Genomic DNA, 17,405 nt, shown 5'->3' on the forward strand with positions numbered 1-17,405 from the left:
ATGTCCGAGACCTACTGGAATCACAACGTTCATTACCAGAGGCTCGTCCTGACGCTCGTTCCCGAGGACTGCGCGCACGCGCTCGACGTCGGATGCGGTGACGGGCTGCTGGCGGGCAAGCTCGCGGCCCGCGTCCCCTACGTGACCGGCGTCGACCGCTCCGCCGAGGCGATCGCCATGGCCCGCGAGCGCCGCCCCGGCAACGTGTCCTTCCTGGAAGGCGACTACCTCGACGGCCGGCTCCCCGAGGGCAAGTACGACCTCGTCACCGCCGTCGCGGTCGTCCACCACGCGGACTTCGGCGAGGCCATGGACGCGCTGGCGGGGCTGCTGGCGCCGGGTGGCCGGCTGGTGATCGTCGGCAACGCCAGGGACCGCACGCTCCTGGACGGGGTCGTCCGGCTCTCGGGCCAGGCGGTCTCGCACGTGCTCAAGCTGTTCCACGGCGGCAAGCGCGGTCCCGGCGTGCCGGCCATGGACCCTGTCATGTCGTGGGGCGAGGTGGGGCGGGCGGCCCGCCGGCTGCTGCCCGGCTGCCGCTTCCGCCGCCTCCTCCTGCGGCGCTACCTGCTGGTCTGGGACAAGCCGAGGTAGCGCCGGACGTCACCGTACGGGGAGCACCACGTCCTCGTAACGGGCCTTCATCGTGGCCACCACCTCGTCGGGGTCGGCGGCCCAGACGTCGGCGTTGAAGATCTCCACCTCGACATCGCCCGCGTAACCGGCGTCCAGGACGGCCTGCGTGATCGGCCGGAAGTCGATCACGCCGTCGCCCATCATGCCCCGCCCGAGCAGGATGTCCTGCGGCAGCGGGTGCAGGTAGTCGCACACCTGGTAGGAGGCGATCCTGCGGCCGGCCCGCGCGATGTCCTCGAACACCCTCGGGTCCCACCACACGTGGAACGTGTCGACCACCACGCCGACCTGCTCCTCAGGGTAGGCCAGGCTCAGGTCCAGCGCCTGGCCCAGGGTGGACAGGACGGCGCGGTCGGGGCAGTAGATCGGGTGCAGCGGCTCCAGGGCCAGCTTGACCCCGCGCTCCCCGGCGTACGGCGCCAGCTCGGCCAGCGCCTCCGCCACGCGCTCGCGCGCCCCGGCCACGTCCCGCGAGAACCCGCTCGGGGGCAGGGCCTCGCCCGGCTTCACCCCCGGCAGGCCGCCGACCACCATCACCAGGCAGGCCGCCGACAGCTCGGCCGCCTCGTCGATGGCCCGCCGGTTGTCGTCCAGCGCCTGCGCGAAGGCCCGCCGGCCCTCCTCGCCGGGCAGCCCGCCCGCCGTGAGGAAGCCGCCCCGGCACAGCGAGGACACCCGCAGGCCGGCCTCGCGCACCAGCTTCACGCTCTCCGCGAGGCCCTGCTCGGCGACCTTCTCCCGCCACAGCCCGACCGCCTCCAGGCCGTGCCGCACGCACCCGTCCACGGCCTCGGCCACGGACCACCGCCGGGTCGTCCACTGGTTCAGCGCAAGGCTCACAGGCCGTTCACCGCCAGCAGTGCCTTCATCCGGCCCACGGCCAGCTCCTGGTCGGACAGGAGCCCGGCCTGGTCGGCGAGGCGGAACACCTCAGCCAGGTGCCGCAGCGAGCGGGCCGACTGGGCGCCGTTCACCATGGCGAACGCGTCCTGGTGGCCGTTCAGCCAGGCCAGGAAGACGATGCCGGTCTTGTAGTTGTACGTCGGCGTCTCGAAGATCTTCCTGGACAGGGGGACGGTCGGGGCGAAGATCTCGTCGTAGCGGGCGAGCTGCCGGGCGGCCTCGTCCGCGTCCTGCGCCGCCTCGGCCGCGTCCAGGGCCTGCAGCGCCGCCGTCGCCGCCGGGGCGATGGCGTCGAAGATGCCCAGCAGCGCGTGCGAGCCCGACTTGATCAGCGACGGGTAGTTGAAGTCGTCCCCCGTGTAGAGCCGGACACCCTCGGGGAGCGCGGCGCGCAGCCCTACCTCGTGCTCCTCGTCCAGCAGCGACACCTTGACGCCGTCCACCATCGCGGCGTGTGCGTGGATCAGCTCCAGGAACGACTCGGTGGCCGCCGCCACGTCGCCCGAACCCCAGTAGCCGGCCAGCTGCGGGTCGAACATCTCGCCCAGCCAGTGCAGGATCACCGGCCGCTCCGCCAGGCCGAACAGCTTGCCGTACACCTGGTGGTAGTCCTGCGGACCCGCCGCCACCCTGGCGAGCTGGCGGGAGGCCATGACGATCACTCCGGCGCCGGCCGACTGGACGGTCTCGATCTGCTCGGCGTACGCGGCCGTGATCGTGTTGAGATCGGCGGCCTGGGGCGCGTGGTCGGTGCCCGCGCCGCAGGCGACCAGCGTCGCCGGGTCGCCGTACGAGCGGGCCTCGGCGGCGCTGCGCCGGATGAGCTCCTTGGTCGCCGCCCAGTCCAGGCCCATGTTGCGCTGGGCGGTGTCCATGGCGTCGGCGACGCGCAGGCCGTGCGTCCACAGGTGGCGGCGGAAGCGCAGGGTCGCGTCCCAGTCGACGGCGGCGGGGGAGCCGGGCGTGTTGTCGCCGAGCGGGTCGGCCACCACGTGCGCGGCCGCGTACACGACGCGCCCGGCGGGCGGCCCGCCGGGCACCTCCCATGTGACGGGCTCGCGCAGGGTGTAGGCGCCGATCCCGGGCAGGTCGATCGTCGTCACAGCTGCGGCACCTCGATCCTGCGGCCCTCGGCGGACGAACGCAGCCCCAGCTCGGCGAGCTGCACGCCGCGGGCGCCGGAGGCGAAGTCGTTCGGGAAGGGCGCGTCCTCCAGCACGTGCTTGATGAACGCCTCCCACTGCACCTTGAACCCGTTGTCGAACTCGGCGTTGTCCGGCACCTCCTGCCAGCCGTCGCGGAAGCGGGCGGTGGCGGGCAGGTCGGGGTTCCAGACGGGCTTGGGGGTGGCGGAGCGGTGCTGCACGCGGCAGTTGCGCAGGCCGGCCACGGCGCTGCCGTGCGTGCCGTCCACCTGGAACTCGACCAGCTCGTCGCGGTTCACGCGAACGGTCCAGGAGGAGTTGATCTGGGCGACGATGCCGCCTTCGAGCTCGAAGATCCCGTACGCGGCGTCGTCCGCGGTGGCCTGGTACGTGTTGCCCTGCTCGTCCACCCGGGCGGGGACGTGGGTCACGGCGCGGGCGTAGACGGACTGGACGCGGCCGAACAGGTTCTCCATCACGTAGTGCCAGTGCGGGAACATGTCGAGCACGATGCCGCCGCCGTCCTCGGCCCGGTAGTTCCACGACGGGCGCTGCGCCTCCTGCCAGTCGCCCTCGAACACCCAGTAGCCGAACTCCCCGCGCACCGACAGGATCCGGCCGAAGAAACCGCCGTCGATCAGCCGCTTCAGCTTGAGCAGGCCGGGCAGGAAGAGCTTGTCCTGCACGACGCCGTTCTTGACGCCCTTGGCCGTGGCGGCCTCGGCCAGCGCCATCGCCTCCTGCGTCGACTCGGCGGTGGGCTTCTCGGCGTAGATGTGCTTGCCCGCCTCGATGGCCTTCAAGACGGCCTTGACGCGGGCGCTGGTGACCTGGGCGTCGAAGTAGATCAGGTTGTCGTCGTCGGCGAGGGCGGAGTCGAGCTCCGTAGTGAAATCCGAAATCCCATGCTTCGCCGCGATATCTGCCAATTTATCGGCGTTTCTGCCGACAAGTACTGGCTTGATCTTCACCCTGCCGCCGTCCGAGAGCGTGACCCCGCCCTGCTCGTTGATGGCCAGGACGGAGCGGACCAGGTGCTGACGGTAGCCCATCCGCCCGGTGACGCCGTTCATCACGACGCCGATGGTGCGCACGCTCATTGAGGATCCCTTCAGGACAAACATGGGGAAAGCGCTTTCCCGAACCGTACGGCCGCCCCACCAACCCCGTCAAGTAGCCCCAACCCCCACACACCCGAAAACCCACCGTCCGACCGCGGCGTCCGGGCCGGTGCCCGGGGGTGCAAGGGCGATCGGGTGTTCGGGCGCGGTGTTCGGGCGCGGTGCCCGTTCGGGCGCTCAGGCGTTCGGGCGCGAGGCGGGTGTCGGCGTCGTGGGTCGCTGGAGCCTCGCGCCGCGCCGGGGCGTCAGCGGCGCGCTCGCCGGGGTTGCCTTACGGCGCCGCGTCGGCGGGATGGTGTGCGGTGGTGTCCGGCGCAATGCGCACGGGCCCGGCCGAGCGTTCGGGTGCGCGGTGCGTTGGTGCGTCTTTATGGCATGCGGCGGGGGCAACCGAACGGCGGCGCGCCGGTGGGGTCGTGCGCGGGGTCGGGCTGCGGGTGTGCGACGCGCCCCGACCCTCCCGGGTTCGGGTGGGTCGGGGCGCGTTGCGGTGAGGCGTGGGGCGCTACAGGTCGCCGCGGGTTTCGAGGCGGCCCAGGGCCTTGGTGATGGGGTGGGCCGTCAGGGAGAGCTGCCACTCGCGGGCCCCGAGCTCGCGCAGCCGCTCCGTCACCGTCTCCTCGGTGATCTCCTCCGGCGGCTCCCAGGTGAGCCGCCGGACCGCGTCCGGCTGGAGCAGGTTCTCGGTTGGCATGTGGTGCTGCTCGGCCAGCCCCGCCACCACCGCTCGCGCGGCGGCGAGGCGTTTGGCGGCGGCCGGGTCGCGGTCGGCCCAGCGGTTGGGCGGTGGCGGTCCGTCGCCCGGGGTGCTCGGCTGCGGGAGCTGGTTGTCCGGCAGTCCGCGGGCCCGGGTGACGGCGGCGAGCCAGTCGCCCATGTGGCGGCGTGCGCTACGCCCGGTGAATGCTGATATTTCGGTCAAGGCCTTCTTGGTGCGGGGTCCCTCCAGCGCGGCGGTGACGATGGCCGCGTCGGGCAGCACCCGCCCCGGCGCCAGGTCGGACTCCCGGGCGATCCTGTCGCGCATGGTCCACAACTCCCGCACGATCGCCAGCGCGCGTACGTTCCGGACCTTGTGGATGCCCGACGTACGCCGCCAGGGGTCGGACCGTGGCACGGGCGGCGGCGTGTTGAGCACGGCGGCGAACTCCTCGCGCGCCCACTCCAGCTTCCCGCTGTCGGCCAGCTCCTGGTGGAGCACGTCACGGAGCTCGACCAGCACTTCCACGTCGAGGGCCGCGTACCGCAGCCAGTCTTCCGGCAGCGGCCGGGTGGACCAGTCGGCGGCCGAGTGTCCCTTCTCAAGGCGCAGCCCGAGCACGGTCTCGACCATCGTGCCGAGTCCGACCCGCTCGTAGCCGAGCAGCCGCCCCGCCAGCTCCGTGTCGAACATCTCCCGCGGCCTGAACCCCACCTCGAGCAGGCACGGCAGGTCCTGGGAGGCGGCGTGCAGCACGATCTCCGCCTCGGCCACGGCCGTGTCGAGCGCGGACAGGTCGGGGCAGGCGATCGGGTCGATCAACGCGGTCCCGGCCCCGGCCCGGCGCAGCTGTACGAGGTAGGCGCGGTTGCCGTACCGATAGCCCGAGGCGCGTTCGGCGTCGACCGCCACGGGACCCTTGCCCGCCGCGAAACGCGAAACGATTTCAGTCAGCGCGTCGGCGTCCGCGATGACCGCTGGAATGCCCTCGCGCGGCTCCAGGAGCGGCACGACGGTATGTTCTTCTGTCACGAGTTCACCGACCTCATGACGCTTGTGCTGTCTTGACTGGTGCCCTCACTTCGTACGGTCACTCTCCGGATCATCACGGCGGCGGGGAAGGGCGGCCACGTCGGGCGGGAGCGGCGGGATCCCCGCCGCCAGGCACATGAGGTCGCACCAGGCGGCGACGTGGCCGGAGAGATCCTCCTGCGCGGGTGACCAGGACGCCCGTAGCTCGAGCTCGGTCGTGACCGGGTCTTCGGCTTTGTTGCCGAACCCCTCTGACACGGCTCTTGTCACGGTACCGCCAGCGGCGGAGTAGTCGGCTTGGTGGGCCTCCAGAGCTTCCGTCAGCCAGCTCCAGACGACCGGCCCGAGCAGCGGGTCGGAGGTGATCTCCGGCTCCATGTCGGCCCTGACGTAGGCCACCAGCCGGAACGGGCCCTCCCACCCGCGCTGGCCGTCAGGGTCGTAGAGCAGGATCAGCCTGCCCACCGCGAGCTCTTCGTCGTCGCGGTAGACCGACGCGCCGATGGCCGACGAGTAGGGGGCCAGCCGCTGCGGCGCGGGCAGCTCCTCCAGCTCGATCTCCGGCCTGACCTCGGTCAACCGCATGCTCTCCGCCGCGCGCGTGAACGCCGCGGGCGGAGGAGGCTGGTCACTGAGTGTCATAGCGGAAGCGTAGGTCGAAGTCGGACGGAAGGGGACCACAGGGGTGCTCATCCTTCGTGATCAAGCCGCTGCCGTAACCAGCTGGCGAACCTGTCGGACGGACTCGGCGGTGCCGATGACGATCGCGTGACCGCACTCGACGCAGGCCCACTCCGGGCAGTGGCCGGGCTCGTGCCCGTCGAGGCACGGCGGCTGCTCGAACAGCCGCTCGCCGGCACAGGACAGGCAGCGCTCATTGCGGCGCTCTGGGGAAGTCCACAACGCGGTAGTCGCACGAGTCATCGAACCGGGGCCTTTCTTCGGGTCGTGGCTCCGACGTTGGCACGAGCCGCTGACATTTCCCCGCAACGCGCTCGGCGTGTCCCCAAAGTGGTCTCTGAATCGATGCCGCGCGGGGGGTTGGTGAACATTTGGCCCAGTCGAGACCGGCACTCTGGCCGGGCATGGGGTGTGTTCGACCCTCGTGCGATGCCGATGCCGAGCAGACCGGTAAACCTTCATCTGGCTATCTGATCATGACTTGGGGTGTTCGATCGATGTTTTTCCGACACCTCGCACCAGTGTCGGGACCGCCGCCCTGCCATGGCACCCTTGTGGGGTGAACCTCGCCGACTCAGCGTTCCTGCGTGCCTGCCGCCGCCAGCCTGTCCCGCACACCCCGGTCTGGTACATGCGCCAGGCCGGGCGGGCGCTGCCGGAATACCATAAGGTCCGCGAGGGCGTGCCGATGCTCACCGCCTGCGCGAGGCCCGATCTGATCGTCGAGATCACCATGCAGCCCGTACGCCGCTACGGCGTGGACGCGGCCGTCTTCTTCAGCGACATCGTCGTCCCGCTCAAGGCCATCGGCGTCGACCTCGACATCAAGCCGGGCGTCGGCCCCGTCGTGGCCGACCCGATCCGCGACGCCAAGGGCATCGACGCGCTGCGCCCGCTGGAGCCGGACGACGTGCCGTATATCACCGAGGCCATCCGCGCGCTGACCGGCGAGCTGGGCGGCACGCCGCTGATCGGCTTCGCCGGGGCGCCGTTCACGCTCGGCTCCTACCTGATCGAGGGCGGCCCGTCCAAGAACCACGACCACACCAAGGCCATGATGTACGGCGAGCCGAAGCTGTGGCACGCGCTCATGGAGCGGCTGTCCACGATCGTCCTCGAGCACCTGCGCATCCAGATCGCGGCGGGGGCCTCGGCGGTGCAGCTCTTCGACTCCTGGGTGGGGGCGGTGGCGCCGGCCGACTACCGGGAGTTCGTCCTGCCGTACACGCGGCGGATCTTCGAGGGTGTGACGGACGTGCCGCGCATCCACTTCGGCGTCGGCACGGGCGAGCTGCTCGGCGTGCTCGGCGAGGCCGGGGCCGACGTGGTGGGCGTGGACTGGCGGGTGCCGCTCGACGAGGCGGCCCGCCGGGTCGGCCCCGGCAGGGCGCTCCAGGGCAACCTCGACCCGGCCGTGCTCCTGGCACCCTGGGAGGTCGTCGAGCGCAAGGCACGCGAGGTGCTGCGCCAGGGCCGGGCGGCCGAGGGACACGTGTTCAACCTGGGGCATGGCGTGCTGCCCTCGACCGACCCCGACCAGCTCAAGCGCCTCACCGACCTGGTCCACGAGGCGAGCGTCACCGGCTGACACCTGGCCGCAGATCCCAGGCCTGTCCCGCAGCGCGCGGGGCAGGCCTTTTCGCATGTCACGGAATGTTTCCCGGCGCGTCACTAGACTTGGATCATTCATTATCTTGTATAGTTCGTGTTTATGAAGACCACCGCCGAGGAGCTGCGCGGTGTAGGCCTGAGAGTGACGGCCGCCCGCGTCGCGCTGCTCGAGACCGTCCGGGAGGGCGATCACCTCGATGTCGAGGCGATCGCCTCCGGGGTGCGCGACCGTGTCGGCCATGTCTCCCTTCAAGCCGTGTACGAGGCCCTGCACGCGCTCACCGCAGCGGGACTCGTACGTCGCATCGAACCGGCCGGCAGCCCGGCCCGGTTCGAGGGACGCATCGGCGACAACCACCACCACGTCGTGTGCCGCTCGTGCGGTGTCGTCGCCGACGTCGACTGCGCGGTGGGCGAGGTGCCCTGCCTGACCGCGTCCGACGCCCACGGCTTCATGATCGACGAGGCAGAGGTCATCTACTGGGGCCTGTGCCCCGCATGTTCCACCGCCCGCAGTGCTTGAGCACCGTGATCTAGTCCGGAAGGATTCCCATGTCTGAGAACCATGATGCAATCGTCACTGACGCGAAGGCGGAAGGCGCAGGCTGCCCGGTCGCGCACGAGCGCGCCCCGCATCCGACTCAGGGCGGCGGAAACCGCCAGTGGTGGCCGGAGCGGCTCAACCTGAGGATCCTCGCCAAGAACCCCGCCGAGACCAACCCCCTCGGCCAGGAGTTCGACTACGCCGAGGCGTTCAAGAGCCTGGACCTCCCGGCCGTCAAGCGGGACATCGCGGAGGTGCTGACGACCTCGCAGGACTGGTGGCCGGCCGACTTCGGTCACTACGGCCCGTTCATCATCCGGATGGCCTGGCACAGCGCGGGCACGTACCGGATCAGCGACGGCCGTGGCGGCGCCGGGGCCGGGCAGCAGCGCTTCGCCCCGCTCAACAGCTGGCCCGACAACGGCAACCTCGACAAGGCCCGCCGCCTGCTCTGGCCGGTCAAGAAGAAGTACGGCCAGAAGCTCTCGTGGGCCGACCTCATGATCCTCGCCGGCAACGTCGCCCTGGAGACGATGGGCTTCGAGACCTTCGGCTTCGCCGGCGGCCGCGCGGACGTCTGGGAGCCTGACGAGGACGTCTACTGGGGCCCCGAGACCACCTGGCTCGGCGACGAGCGCTACACCGGCGACCGCGAGCTGGAGAACCCGCTGGGCGCGGTCCAGATGGGCCTCATCTACGTCAACCCGGAAGGCCCGAACGGCAACCCCGACCCGCTGGCCGCGGCCCGCGACATCCGTGAGACGTTCCGCCGGATGGCGATGAACGACGAGGAGACGGTCGCCCTGATCGCCGGCGGTCACACCTTCGGCAAGACCCACGGCGCCGGCCCGGCCGACAACGTCGGCGCCGACCCCGAGGCCGCCCCGATCGAGGCGCAGGGCCTCGGCTGGAAGAACAGCTTCGGCACCGGCAAGGGTGGCGACGCGATCACCAGCGGTCTCGAGGGCATCTGGACGAACACCCCGATCACCTGGGACAACAGCTTCTTCGAGATCCTGTTCGGCTACGAGTGGGAGCTGTTCCAGAGCCCCGCCGGCGCCAACCAGTGGCGGCCGAAGGACGGCGCGGGCGCGGACACCGTCCCCGACGCCCACGACTCGTCGAAGAGCCACGCTCCGACGATGCTGACCACGGACCTCTCGCTCCGGTTCGACCCGGTCTACGAGCCGATCTCGCGGCGCTTCCTGGAGAACCCCGCCGAGTTCGCGGACGCCTTCGCCCGCGCGTGGTACAAGCTGACCCACCGCGACATGGGCCCGATCGTGCGCTACCTCGGCCCGGAGGTCCCGTCCGAGACGCTGCTGTGGCAGGACCCGCTGCCCGCGGTGACGCACGAGCTCGTCGACGCCGCCGACATCGCCGCCCTCAAGGGCCAGGTCCTGGCCTCGGGCCTGTCGGTGTCGCAGCTCGTCTCCACCGCGTGGGCGTCGGCCGCGTCCTTCCGCGGCAGCGACAAGCGCGGCGGCGCCAACGGCGCGCGCATCCGCCTGCAGCCGCAGAGCGGGTGGGAGGTCAACGACCCCGACCAGCTGGCGGCGGTGCTGGGCACCCTTGAGGGGATCCAGAAGGCGTTCAACGGCGCCCAGACCGGCGGCAAGCAGGTCTCGCTGGCCGACGTGATCGTGCTGGCCGGTGCCGCGGCCGTGGAGAAGGCCGCCAAGGACGCCGGCTTCGACGTCCAGGTGCCCTTCACGCCGGGCCGCGTGGACGCCGCGCAGGAGCAGACCGACGTCGAGTCGTTCGCCGCGCTCGAGCCGGCCGCCGACGGGTTCCGCAACTACCTCGGCAAGGGCAACCGGCTGCCGGCCGAGTACCTGCTCATCGACCGGGCCAACCTGCTGACCCTGAGCGCTCCCGAGCTGACGGTCCTCGTCGGCGGCCTGCGCGTCCTGGGTGCGAACTACCAGCAGTCGCAGCTCGGCGTCCTCACCGCGACCCCCGGGGCGCTGACCAACGACTTCTTCGTCAACCTGCTCGACCTGGGCACGACGTGGACGGCGACGTCCGAGGACGCGAACACGTTCGAGGCCAAGGACGACGTCACCGGTGCGGTCAAGTGGACCGGCAGCCGGGCCGACCTCGTCTTCGGGTCCAACTCCGAGCTGCGCGCGGTCGCGGAGGTCTACGCGAGCGACGACGCGAAGGAGAAGTTCGTGACGGACTTCGTCGCGGCGTGGGACAAGGTCATGAACCTCGACCGGTTCGACCTGGTCTGATGATCGACGTCCGGGTCGGCCCACGACGGGCCGGCCCGGACGGCGTACCCGGCCTCAGTACCGGCCTCAGTACCGCCTCTGGGCGGTCAGGCCGCCTCGGGGCCGGGGCCCGGCGGGGGCGTGGGGACGGTGGGACGCCTGACGCGATTGCGCCGCGCCAGGTAGATCACCAGCGCGATCAGGGGCAGCGACGCGATCAGCCACGGCAGCAGCGCGCCGAGCACCGTCAGCGCGATCTTCGTGAACGACACCAGCGCCTTCCAGCCCGCCTTCAGCCCGCCCAGGAAGCCCGCGGGCTCCTCCTCGGGATCCTGGACCTCCGTGACCGGCCCGACCAGCCGGAGCGTCAGCGTGGCCATGGCGACCTGCGTGGTCAGCTCCTTCTGCTGCGCCTGCAGCGACTCCAGGTCGGCCTCGCGCGTGGAGATCTCCCGCTCCACCTGCAGGACCTGCCCGATCGTGTCGGCCTTCTTCAGCAGCGTACGCAGCGAGTCCAGCGACTGCTGCGCCGACTTGAGCCGGCTGTTGACGTCGGCCATCTGCATGGTGACGTCCTGGGTGCCCTGGTTCATGGACAGCTGCTTGCCCAGGTCCTTGCCGAGCCGGCCGAGCACCTCGGCGTACTTGTCCGGCGGGACCTTGAACTCCAGCATGGCCGTGTCCTCGCTGTCACTGGCCGAGCTGGTCTCCTCCTTGGACAGGTAGCCGCCCGCCGACGTCACGATCTGCTTGGCCTGCTGCACGGCGGCGGTGACCTGCTTGGCCCGCACGGTCATGCTGCCGGTGTAGATGACCTGGCGGTCCTGCTGGGTGAGCTTGACGTTCGAGACCAGCCCGCCGTTGTCCTGGCGCTGGGGTCTCGGCTGCTTGCTGACATCCTGCTCCTGGGCCGGAGCCGCGGAGGCCACGGCTGGTGCGGCCGCCCCGCTGCCCGCGTCGCTGGTGAGGACTTCTGAGCGGCTGCCGCCGCCGCAGCCGGCCAGGAGCAGGGCCGAGCAGGCGGTCGCGAGTGCGATTCCGTACCGGATTCTCCTCATGCCCATAAGACGGGTGCGAGATAGCCCCGGTTTGACGGGATGAATCACGTTACGGTCACTGCGTTTATGGAGGCAGGGCGCTGAGGCGGTAGCGTCTGGAAGCGTGGAAGGGAATCGGGCCCACGTGGTCGTCATCGGCGGGGGGATCTCCGGTCTCGCCGCCGCGTGGTATCTCCGCCAGAGCGGGGGCAAGCGGGTCAAGGTGACCGTGCTGGAGGGCGCCTCGCGCATCGGCGGCAAGCTGTACGCCTCGGAGGTCGCCGGGGTGAGCGTGGACGCGGGCGCGGAGGCCATGCTGGCCAGGCGGCCCGAGGGCAAGGAGCTGGCCGGAGCGGTGGGGCTCGGCGACGACCTGGTCTTCCCCGGCGCCGCCGGCTCGGCCATCTACAGCAGGGGCACGCTGCGGCCGATGCCGAAGGGCCAGGTCATGGGCGTGCCCGCCGACCTGACCGAGCTGGCCAAGTCCGGCATCGTCTCGCCCGGCGGCCTGCTGCGCGTGCCGCTCGACCAGATCCTGCCGGCGACGCTCGTCCGCACCGACGTGTCCGTGGCCGCGTACATCCGGGCCAGGATGGGCGCCGAGGTCGTGGAACGGCTGGTCGAGCCGCTGCTCGGCGGCGTCTACGCGGGCCGGTCCGACATGTTGTCGCTGGAGGCCACGATGCCGCGGGTGGCGGCGGTGGCACGCTCCGAGCGCTCGCTGCTGACCGGGGCCAGGCAGCTCGTCGAGGAGGCGCCGAAGGACGCGGGTCCGGTCTTCACGACCCTCAAGAACGGCGTCGGCAGCCTCGCGGAGGCGGTCGCCAAGGCGTCGGGCGCGGACATCAGGACCGGCGTCACCGTACGCGAGCTGCGCAGGACCGGCGACGGCTGGCAGCTCGTCACCGGCCCGGTCCCGAGACCCGATGTCATCGAGGCGGACGCCGTGATCGTGGCCACGCCGGGGCCCGCGGCCTCCCGGCTGCTCAAGGCCGAGGTGCCCAAGGCGGCGAGCGAGCTGGCCAGGATCGAGTACGCCAGCATGGCCATCGTCACGCTCGCGTACCCGATCGACGCCTTCCCCGAGCCGCCTGCCTCCAGCGGCTACCTGGTGCCGCCCGTGGAGGGGCGGGCGGTCAAGGCGGTCACGTTCAGCTCGGTCAAGTGGCCGCACCTGGTCAAGGACATGGTGATCCTGCGCTGCTCGATCGGCAGGGTCGGCGAAGAGCACCTGCTCCAGCGGGACGACACCGAGCTGGTGTCGCTGGCCTCCGCCGAGATGGCCGACGTGATGGGCACCAGCGGGCTGCCGCTGGACACCCGGGTCACGCGCTGGGGCGGCGCGCTGCCGCAGTACAACGTGGGTCACCTCGACCGGGTGGCCAGGGTGCGCGCGGCGGTGGCCGTGCAGCCCGGGCTGGCCGTCTGCGGCGCCGCGTACGACGGGATCGGCATCCCGGCCTGCATCGGCACGGCGCGTACGGCCGCGGCCCGGATTCTGGACCACCTGTCCCCGAGAGGACAATAGAGGCTATGACAGAGGCAGCCCCGCGGCCCAAGGCCCGCGATCTCAACCAGGTGATCCGTTACACGATGTGGTCGGTCTTCCAGGCGACCGAGCCGTGTCCCGCCGACCGCGAGGGCCTGGCGGGTGAGGTCGAGGAGCTGCTGGACCAGGCCGCCGGCAAGGGCGTCGTGACCAGGGGGGTCTACGACGTGGCCGGGCTGCGGGCCGACGCCGACTTCATGTTCTGGTGGCACGCGCCCACCGCCGAGGACCTGCAGGACGTCTACTCCAGGTTCCGGCGCACCGAGCTGGGCCGCCACAGCAGGCCCGTCTGGTCGGCCATGGCGCTGCACCGGCCGGCCGAGTTCAACAAGTCGCACATCCCGGCCTTCCTCGCGGAGGAGGAGCCGCGGGCCTACGTGAGCGTCTATCCGTTCGTGCGGTCGTACGAGTGGTATCTGCTCGAGGACTCCGAGCGCCGGGCCATGCTGGCCGAGCACGGCAGGATGGCGCGCGACTATCCCGACGTGCGGGCCAACACGGTGGCGTGCTTCTCGCTCAACGACTACGAGTGGATGCTGGCGTTCGAGGCCGACGAGCTGCACAGGATCGTCGACCTGATGCGTACGCTGCGGGGCGCCCAGGCCCGCCGCCACACGCGCGTGGAGATCCCGTTCTACACCGGCGCCCGCAAGCCGGTGCGGGAGCTGATCGCGGCCCTGCCCTAAGGTGCGGTGGTCGCGGTGCGGTAGAACTCGGCCGCGGTGACGGTGGCGGAGACGCCGAGTTCGGCGGCGACCGCAGTGATCGCGGTGGCGCCGACGGCGAGGTCGGCTTGGCCCTCGGTGGTGAAATACGGGGCGATGAACGTCTCGTAGTGGGCTCGGGCCTCGTCCGCGGTGTGCCGGCCGAGGAACGTCCGGATGTGCCGCACCGCGGTGTCGGGGTCGTCGTGGATCACCCGCAGGGCGCGCCGATGGGCTCGTACGACGGCCTGGACCGCGGGGTCGCCCGGAGGGATGTGGGTGGGATCGACGGCCACCCCGACGGTGGGGATCTGGAAGTGGTCGCCGACCCAGGCCGGCACCCGCCAGCCGTTCTCGGCGGCCACCGCCTCCGGTGCCATGGTGCTGCCGACCAGGGCGGCGTCGATCCTGCCCTCGTGCAGCCGGCGCAGGTCCATGCCGTAGTCGCCGGGCTGGCGGACGACGGCGCGGATGTCGAGGTCCGGGTCGAGGCCGGCCCGGCGCAGCACGATCCGGGCGAAGCACCCCGGTGCGGTCTGCGGGGCGTGCACCGCGACCCGCCGACCGGCCAGATCGGCCAGGGAGGTCAGACCGGCGCGGGCGAGGAACCAGAACAGCGGGCGGTGGGTGTTGACGTTGAGCGCGACCCAGGGCACGCCGTCGGCCAGCCGGGACAGCAGCGCCCGGCCGAGCCCGATGGTGGCGACGTGGCGCAGCCGCTCCTCGTCCCAGGAGCAGCCGTCGCGCAGCGCGACGTGGACGCCCTCGTCGGCGTAGTAGCCCTGCTGGTCGGCGATGTAGGCGACCAGTTCCTCGTGCAGGCCGCGCCCGACGTAGGCGAGATCGATCGTGTACATCAGTACATGGCCATCCCGCCGTTGACCGCGGCCGTGGTGCCGGTCATGAAGGCGTTGTCCTCGCTCGCGTAGAAGGCGACCACTTGGGCGACGTCGCCCGGGTGCGCCAGGCGGCCCAGCGGGGTGGCGGCCACCTGCCGCCGTACGAGCTCCTCGTCGAGCACGTTCGCCATCCGGGTGTCCGCGACCGGGCCGGGCTCGACGACGTTGACCGTGATGCCGCGCGGGCCCAGTTCCTGGGCGAGATACCGGGCGAACTGCGCCAGCGCCGCCTTGGCCGTGCCCAGCGCGACCATGCCCTCCCGGGGCCGGCGGCTGAGGCCGGTGCCGAGATAGATGATGCGTCCCCAGCTCTGTTCGGTCATGGCGGGCAGGACGGCCTTGGTGACCGTGAACGCCGCACGCATCTCGTCGTCGAGCTTCCCGCCCAGCTCCTCCCATGTCATGTCCTGGAAATGCTTGATCACATATGGGGTGAGCGCGTTGTGCACGAGCACGTCGATGCCGCCCCACGCCGCCTCGACCTGCCGGACCATGCGCCCGACCGCCGTCGCCTCGCGTACATCGGCCTGCGCGGCCATGGCCCGGCCGCCGGCGGCCTCGATGCCGGCCACGACCTCCTCGGCCGCCCTGGCGCTGCGGAGGTAGTTGACCACCACGCGCATCCCTCGCGCGGCCAGAAGGCGTGCGGTGGCCGCGCCGATTCCGCTGCTGGCCCCCGTCACCAACGCCACCCTGCCGTCCACCCTGCCGGTCGCCTCAGCCACGGGCCCACCCCCTGCCCATCCTGCGGCCTGGACTGTCCCTGCTCTTCCTTGCTGCCCCCGGGGCTGTCCGGATAACGGCAGAAAGAGCGAGGCCGAAGTTGGCGATCCAGGCGACTTGATCTATCCGCTTTGTCACAATCAGGGAAATCCTCTGTTCGTACGGGCGGCTTGCGGTGGCACGTTCCAAGGCGCTCCGGGCACTTGATGGCGGCGTCCCACGGTGGCGGGGAGGGCGGGGTGATGGGTGGATCGGGAAAACGGGGGACCCGGCGGCGCGGGGCAGGCCGTCATGTGGCGACGCGCTCGCGGCGGCGCGGTCTGGGCCGGCGGTGGGCGGTCGGAGCGGTCGGGGCCATGGCGCTGGCCGGCGGCGTGGCCGCGGTGCTCGGCGCGAACGGGACCTTCGGCGGGGCGCTGACCGCCGCCTCGTCCCAGCAGGCGCGACCGGCGCCGCAGGCTCGGGTGGAGCCGGAGAACGGCTCCGCGGCACTGCCAGGAAAGGGCGGCGGCACCACCAGCGCGGGGGTGAGCGCGGAGGTCAGGACGCGTGAGCTGCCGAAGTCGGAGCCGCCGTCCCAGGCCGCTCCGAGCCCGGGTGCGGTCTCTCCCGGTACGGTCGAGCAGGGGCTGGTACCGGGCACCACCGACGCGGAGGACCTGCTGGCGGACGGTCCCGACCCCGGCGAGGCGGAGGGGTACAAGGCGAACGGCCCGTCGCGGCACACCGATCAGCAGGCGGCCGAGTATTTCCGTACGCACTGGGGCCCGGACGACAAGGCGCTGAAACGCCTCAAGGACATCCGCACGGTCGGCGGATATTTGCGCATTTACACGGATCTACCGGAAACGGCGGGGAACTCGTCCTCAGCGATCACGCTGTGCGAGCGCGGTCTGGCGTACCTGCGCGCGAGGGGCGTGGCCCATCCGGTCGTGTTCGTACAAGCCGAGTTCGGCGAGAACGGCAATCCCGTGCTCGCCAACATCCTCGGCCCGTCCGACACCAGCTGTCGCGTCACCCACCCCGCCCCTGACTAACGGACCCGGACGCGGGTCTTGGCGCACACCTCACACCGTTGCGTCACGACCCGCCCGATGGCCTCAATCGTCACCCAGCGATGGCGCAGATGGACAAAGCGCACACAAAACTCCTACCCGAGGCAGGTGATCAGTACGCGCTGTCGCTGGCCGATCACCCCTTGGGTTCAAGCCTAAGGGAGATCGAGTTGATGCAGTAACGATCGTCGGTCGGAGTGGGATATCCCTCTCCGTGGAACACGTGCCCCAGATGCGAGTCGCATCGCGCGCACCGCACCTCCGTACGCACCATTCCATGGCTGTGATCCTCGATCAGCCGGACCGCGTCGGAGTCGCCCGGCGCGAAGAAGCTCGGCCACCCGCAGTGCGACTCGAACTTCGTGTCCGACCGGAACAGCTCCGCCCCGCACGCGCGGCACGAGTAGACGCCCTCCGCCTTGGTGTCCACGTATTCGCCCGTGAACGGGCGCTCGGTCCCGGCCTCCCTGAGGACGTGGAACTCCTCAGGCGAGAGCTGGACCCGCCACTCGGCCTCGCTCTTGACCACCTTCTCCATGCGTCCAGCGTACGAGATCGGAGGCGATGAGAGATCAGGCAAAAAGAGATCTTCGCAGGCTGAAGCATCTGTTCTGGGGTGAATTCGCGTCTTTGTAGGCAAGGGGGTGTCATCGCCTCCTGTCAGGGGTGAGATCATCCGCAGATCCCGCCAGGCGGCACAGCCCACGCCCGTGCTGGAGCCGCTGGGGATCGCCACGGCCGGCCGGGTGGCGCGCCAGCGCCCGGAACGGCGGCGGGTGATCTAGCGGCCCGTCCCGTCGAGCCCTCGGTCCCGCCACCGAGGCGGCTCCGGGACGGGCCCACCTCGGC

General features: G+C 71.1%; 17 protein-coding genes. 8 read left to right on the forward strand and 9 right to left on the reverse strand.

Annotated features, from left to right (window positions below; translation table 11 throughout):
• Entirely contained in the window at positions 1-594 is a 594-nt protein-coding gene (locus ACIHFD_RS01855) for a class I SAM-dependent methyltransferase (protein ID WP_397365148.1), read from the forward strand.
• Between the two features lie 9 nt (positions 595-603).
• Here ACIHFD_RS01855 and ACIHFD_RS01860 read toward each other — a convergent pair whose 3' ends face one another.
• The 5 genes from ACIHFD_RS01860 to ACIHFD_RS01880 all read right to left on the reverse strand — a co-directional run bounded on the left by ACIHFD_RS01860 (position 604) and on the right by ACIHFD_RS01880 (position 6,179).
• Complete coding sequence (locus ACIHFD_RS01860) at positions 604-1,476, reverse strand: sugar phosphate isomerase/epimerase family protein (RefSeq protein WP_397365149.1); 873 nt, start codon at positions 1,474-1,476, stop codon at positions 604-606.
• Positions 1,473-2,642 (reverse strand): dihydrodipicolinate synthase family protein, encoded by a 1,170-nt coding sequence (locus ACIHFD_RS01865; RefSeq protein ID WP_397365150.1) that lies wholly within the window; start codon positions 2,640-2,642, stop codon positions 1,473-1,475. The genes ACIHFD_RS01860 and ACIHFD_RS01865 overlap by 4 nt, the downstream gene beginning before the upstream one ends.
• The gene (locus ACIHFD_RS01870) at positions 2,639-3,784 is read right to left on the reverse strand and encodes a Gfo/Idh/MocA family protein (RefSeq protein WP_192786504.1); all 1,146 of its coding nucleotides are present in this window, start codon (positions 3,782-3,784) and stop codon (positions 2,639-2,641) included. Before ACIHFD_RS01870 ends, ACIHFD_RS01865 begins: the two co-directional genes overlap by 4 nt.
• Before the next feature lie 526 nt (positions 3,785-4,310).
• Positions 4,311-5,537 carry an HRDC domain-containing protein gene (locus tag ACIHFD_RS01875; protein ID WP_397365151.1) on the reverse strand — a complete coding sequence of 409 codons (1,227 nt, stop codon included), beginning with the start codon at positions 5,535-5,537 and terminating at the stop codon, positions 4,311-4,313.
• Between the two features lie 45 nt (positions 5,538-5,582).
• Positions 5,583-6,179 carry a DUF3000 domain-containing protein gene (locus ACIHFD_RS01880; RefSeq protein ID WP_350722757.1) on the reverse strand — a complete coding sequence of 199 codons (597 nt, stop codon included), beginning with the start codon at positions 6,177-6,179 and terminating at the stop codon, positions 5,583-5,585.
• Between the two features lie 622 nt (positions 6,180-6,801).
• Between ACIHFD_RS01880 and hemE the strand changes: the two genes are divergently transcribed.
• The 3 genes from hemE to katG all read left to right on the forward strand — a co-directional run bounded on the left by hemE (position 6,802) and on the right by katG (position 10,610).
• Positions 6,802-7,806, forward strand: coding sequence for a uroporphyrinogen decarboxylase (gene hemE / locus ACIHFD_RS01885; RefSeq protein ID WP_397365465.1), 1,005 nt, complete (start codon positions 6,802-6,804; stop codon positions 7,804-7,806).
• A 123-nt stretch (positions 7,807-7,929) separates the two neighbouring features.
• Positions 7,930-8,352, forward strand: a complete 423-nt coding sequence (locus ACIHFD_RS01890; RefSeq protein WP_397365152.1) for a Fur family transcriptional regulator — start codon at positions 7,930-7,932, stop codon at positions 8,350-8,352.
• A gap of 29 nt (positions 8,353-8,381) precedes the next feature.
• On the forward strand, positions 8,382-10,610 hold the full coding sequence (gene katG / locus ACIHFD_RS01895; protein WP_397365153.1) for a catalase/peroxidase HPI: 2,229 nt from the start codon (positions 8,382-8,384) through the stop codon (positions 10,608-10,610).
• Positions 10,611-10,696: 86 nt separating this feature from the next.
• On the opposite strand, the gene ACIHFD_RS01900 is transcribed toward katG, so the two are convergent.
• Entirely contained in the window at positions 10,697-11,647 is a 951-nt protein-coding gene (locus ACIHFD_RS01900) for a DUF4349 domain-containing protein (protein WP_397365154.1), read from the reverse strand.
• 103 nt (positions 11,648-11,750) lie between these two features.
• Here ACIHFD_RS01900 and hemG point away from each other — a divergent pair, with 103 nt between their 5' ends.
• Positions 11,751-13,154 (forward strand): protoporphyrinogen oxidase, encoded by a 1,404-nt coding sequence (gene hemG / locus ACIHFD_RS01905; protein ID WP_397365155.1) that lies wholly within the window; start codon positions 11,751-11,753, stop codon positions 13,152-13,154.
• Positions 13,155-13,159: 5 nt separating this feature from the next.
• Positions 13,160-13,861 carry a hydrogen peroxide-dependent heme synthase gene (hemQ, locus tag ACIHFD_RS01910; RefSeq protein ID WP_397365156.1) on the forward strand — a complete coding sequence of 234 codons (702 nt, stop codon included), beginning with the start codon at positions 13,160-13,162 and terminating at the stop codon, positions 13,859-13,861.
• Here hemQ and ACIHFD_RS01915 read toward each other — a convergent pair.
• Positions 13,858-14,736 (reverse strand): ABC transporter substrate-binding protein, encoded by an 879-nt coding sequence (locus tag ACIHFD_RS01915; protein WP_397365157.1) that lies wholly within the window; start codon positions 14,734-14,736, stop codon positions 13,858-13,860. The two genes, hemQ and ACIHFD_RS01915, sit on opposite strands and share 4 nt — an antisense overlap.
• Positions 14,736-15,503: an SDR family NAD(P)-dependent oxidoreductase gene (locus ACIHFD_RS01920; RefSeq protein WP_397365158.1), complete on the reverse strand. Its 768-nt coding sequence runs from the start codon at positions 15,501-15,503 to the stop codon at positions 14,736-14,738. Before ACIHFD_RS01920 ends, ACIHFD_RS01915 begins: the two co-directional genes overlap by 1 nt.
• 291 nt (positions 15,504-15,794) lie before the next feature.
• Between ACIHFD_RS01920 and ACIHFD_RS01925 the strand changes: the two genes are divergently transcribed.
• Positions 15,795-16,538, forward strand: a complete 744-nt coding sequence (locus tag ACIHFD_RS01925) for a hypothetical protein (RefSeq protein WP_397365159.1) — start codon at positions 15,795-15,797, stop codon at positions 16,536-16,538.
• Positions 16,539-16,692: 154 nt separating this feature from the next.
• Here ACIHFD_RS01925 and msrB read toward each other — a convergent pair whose 3' ends face one another.
• Positions 16,693-17,094 (reverse strand): peptide-methionine (R)-S-oxide reductase MsrB, encoded by a 402-nt coding sequence (gene msrB / locus ACIHFD_RS01930; RefSeq protein ID WP_350722740.1) that lies wholly within the window; start codon positions 17,092-17,094, stop codon positions 16,693-16,695.
• A gap of 106 nt (positions 17,095-17,200) precedes the next feature.
• Between msrB and ACIHFD_RS01935 the strand changes: the two genes are divergently transcribed.
• Positions 17,201-17,341 carry a hypothetical protein gene (locus ACIHFD_RS01935; protein WP_350722739.1) on the forward strand — a complete coding sequence of 47 codons (141 nt, stop codon included), beginning with the start codon at positions 17,201-17,203 and terminating at the stop codon, positions 17,339-17,341.
• Positions 17,342-17,405: the final 64 nt, after the last annotated feature.

The sequence above is a fragment of the Nonomuraea sp. NPDC051941 genome (assembly GCF_044593615.1).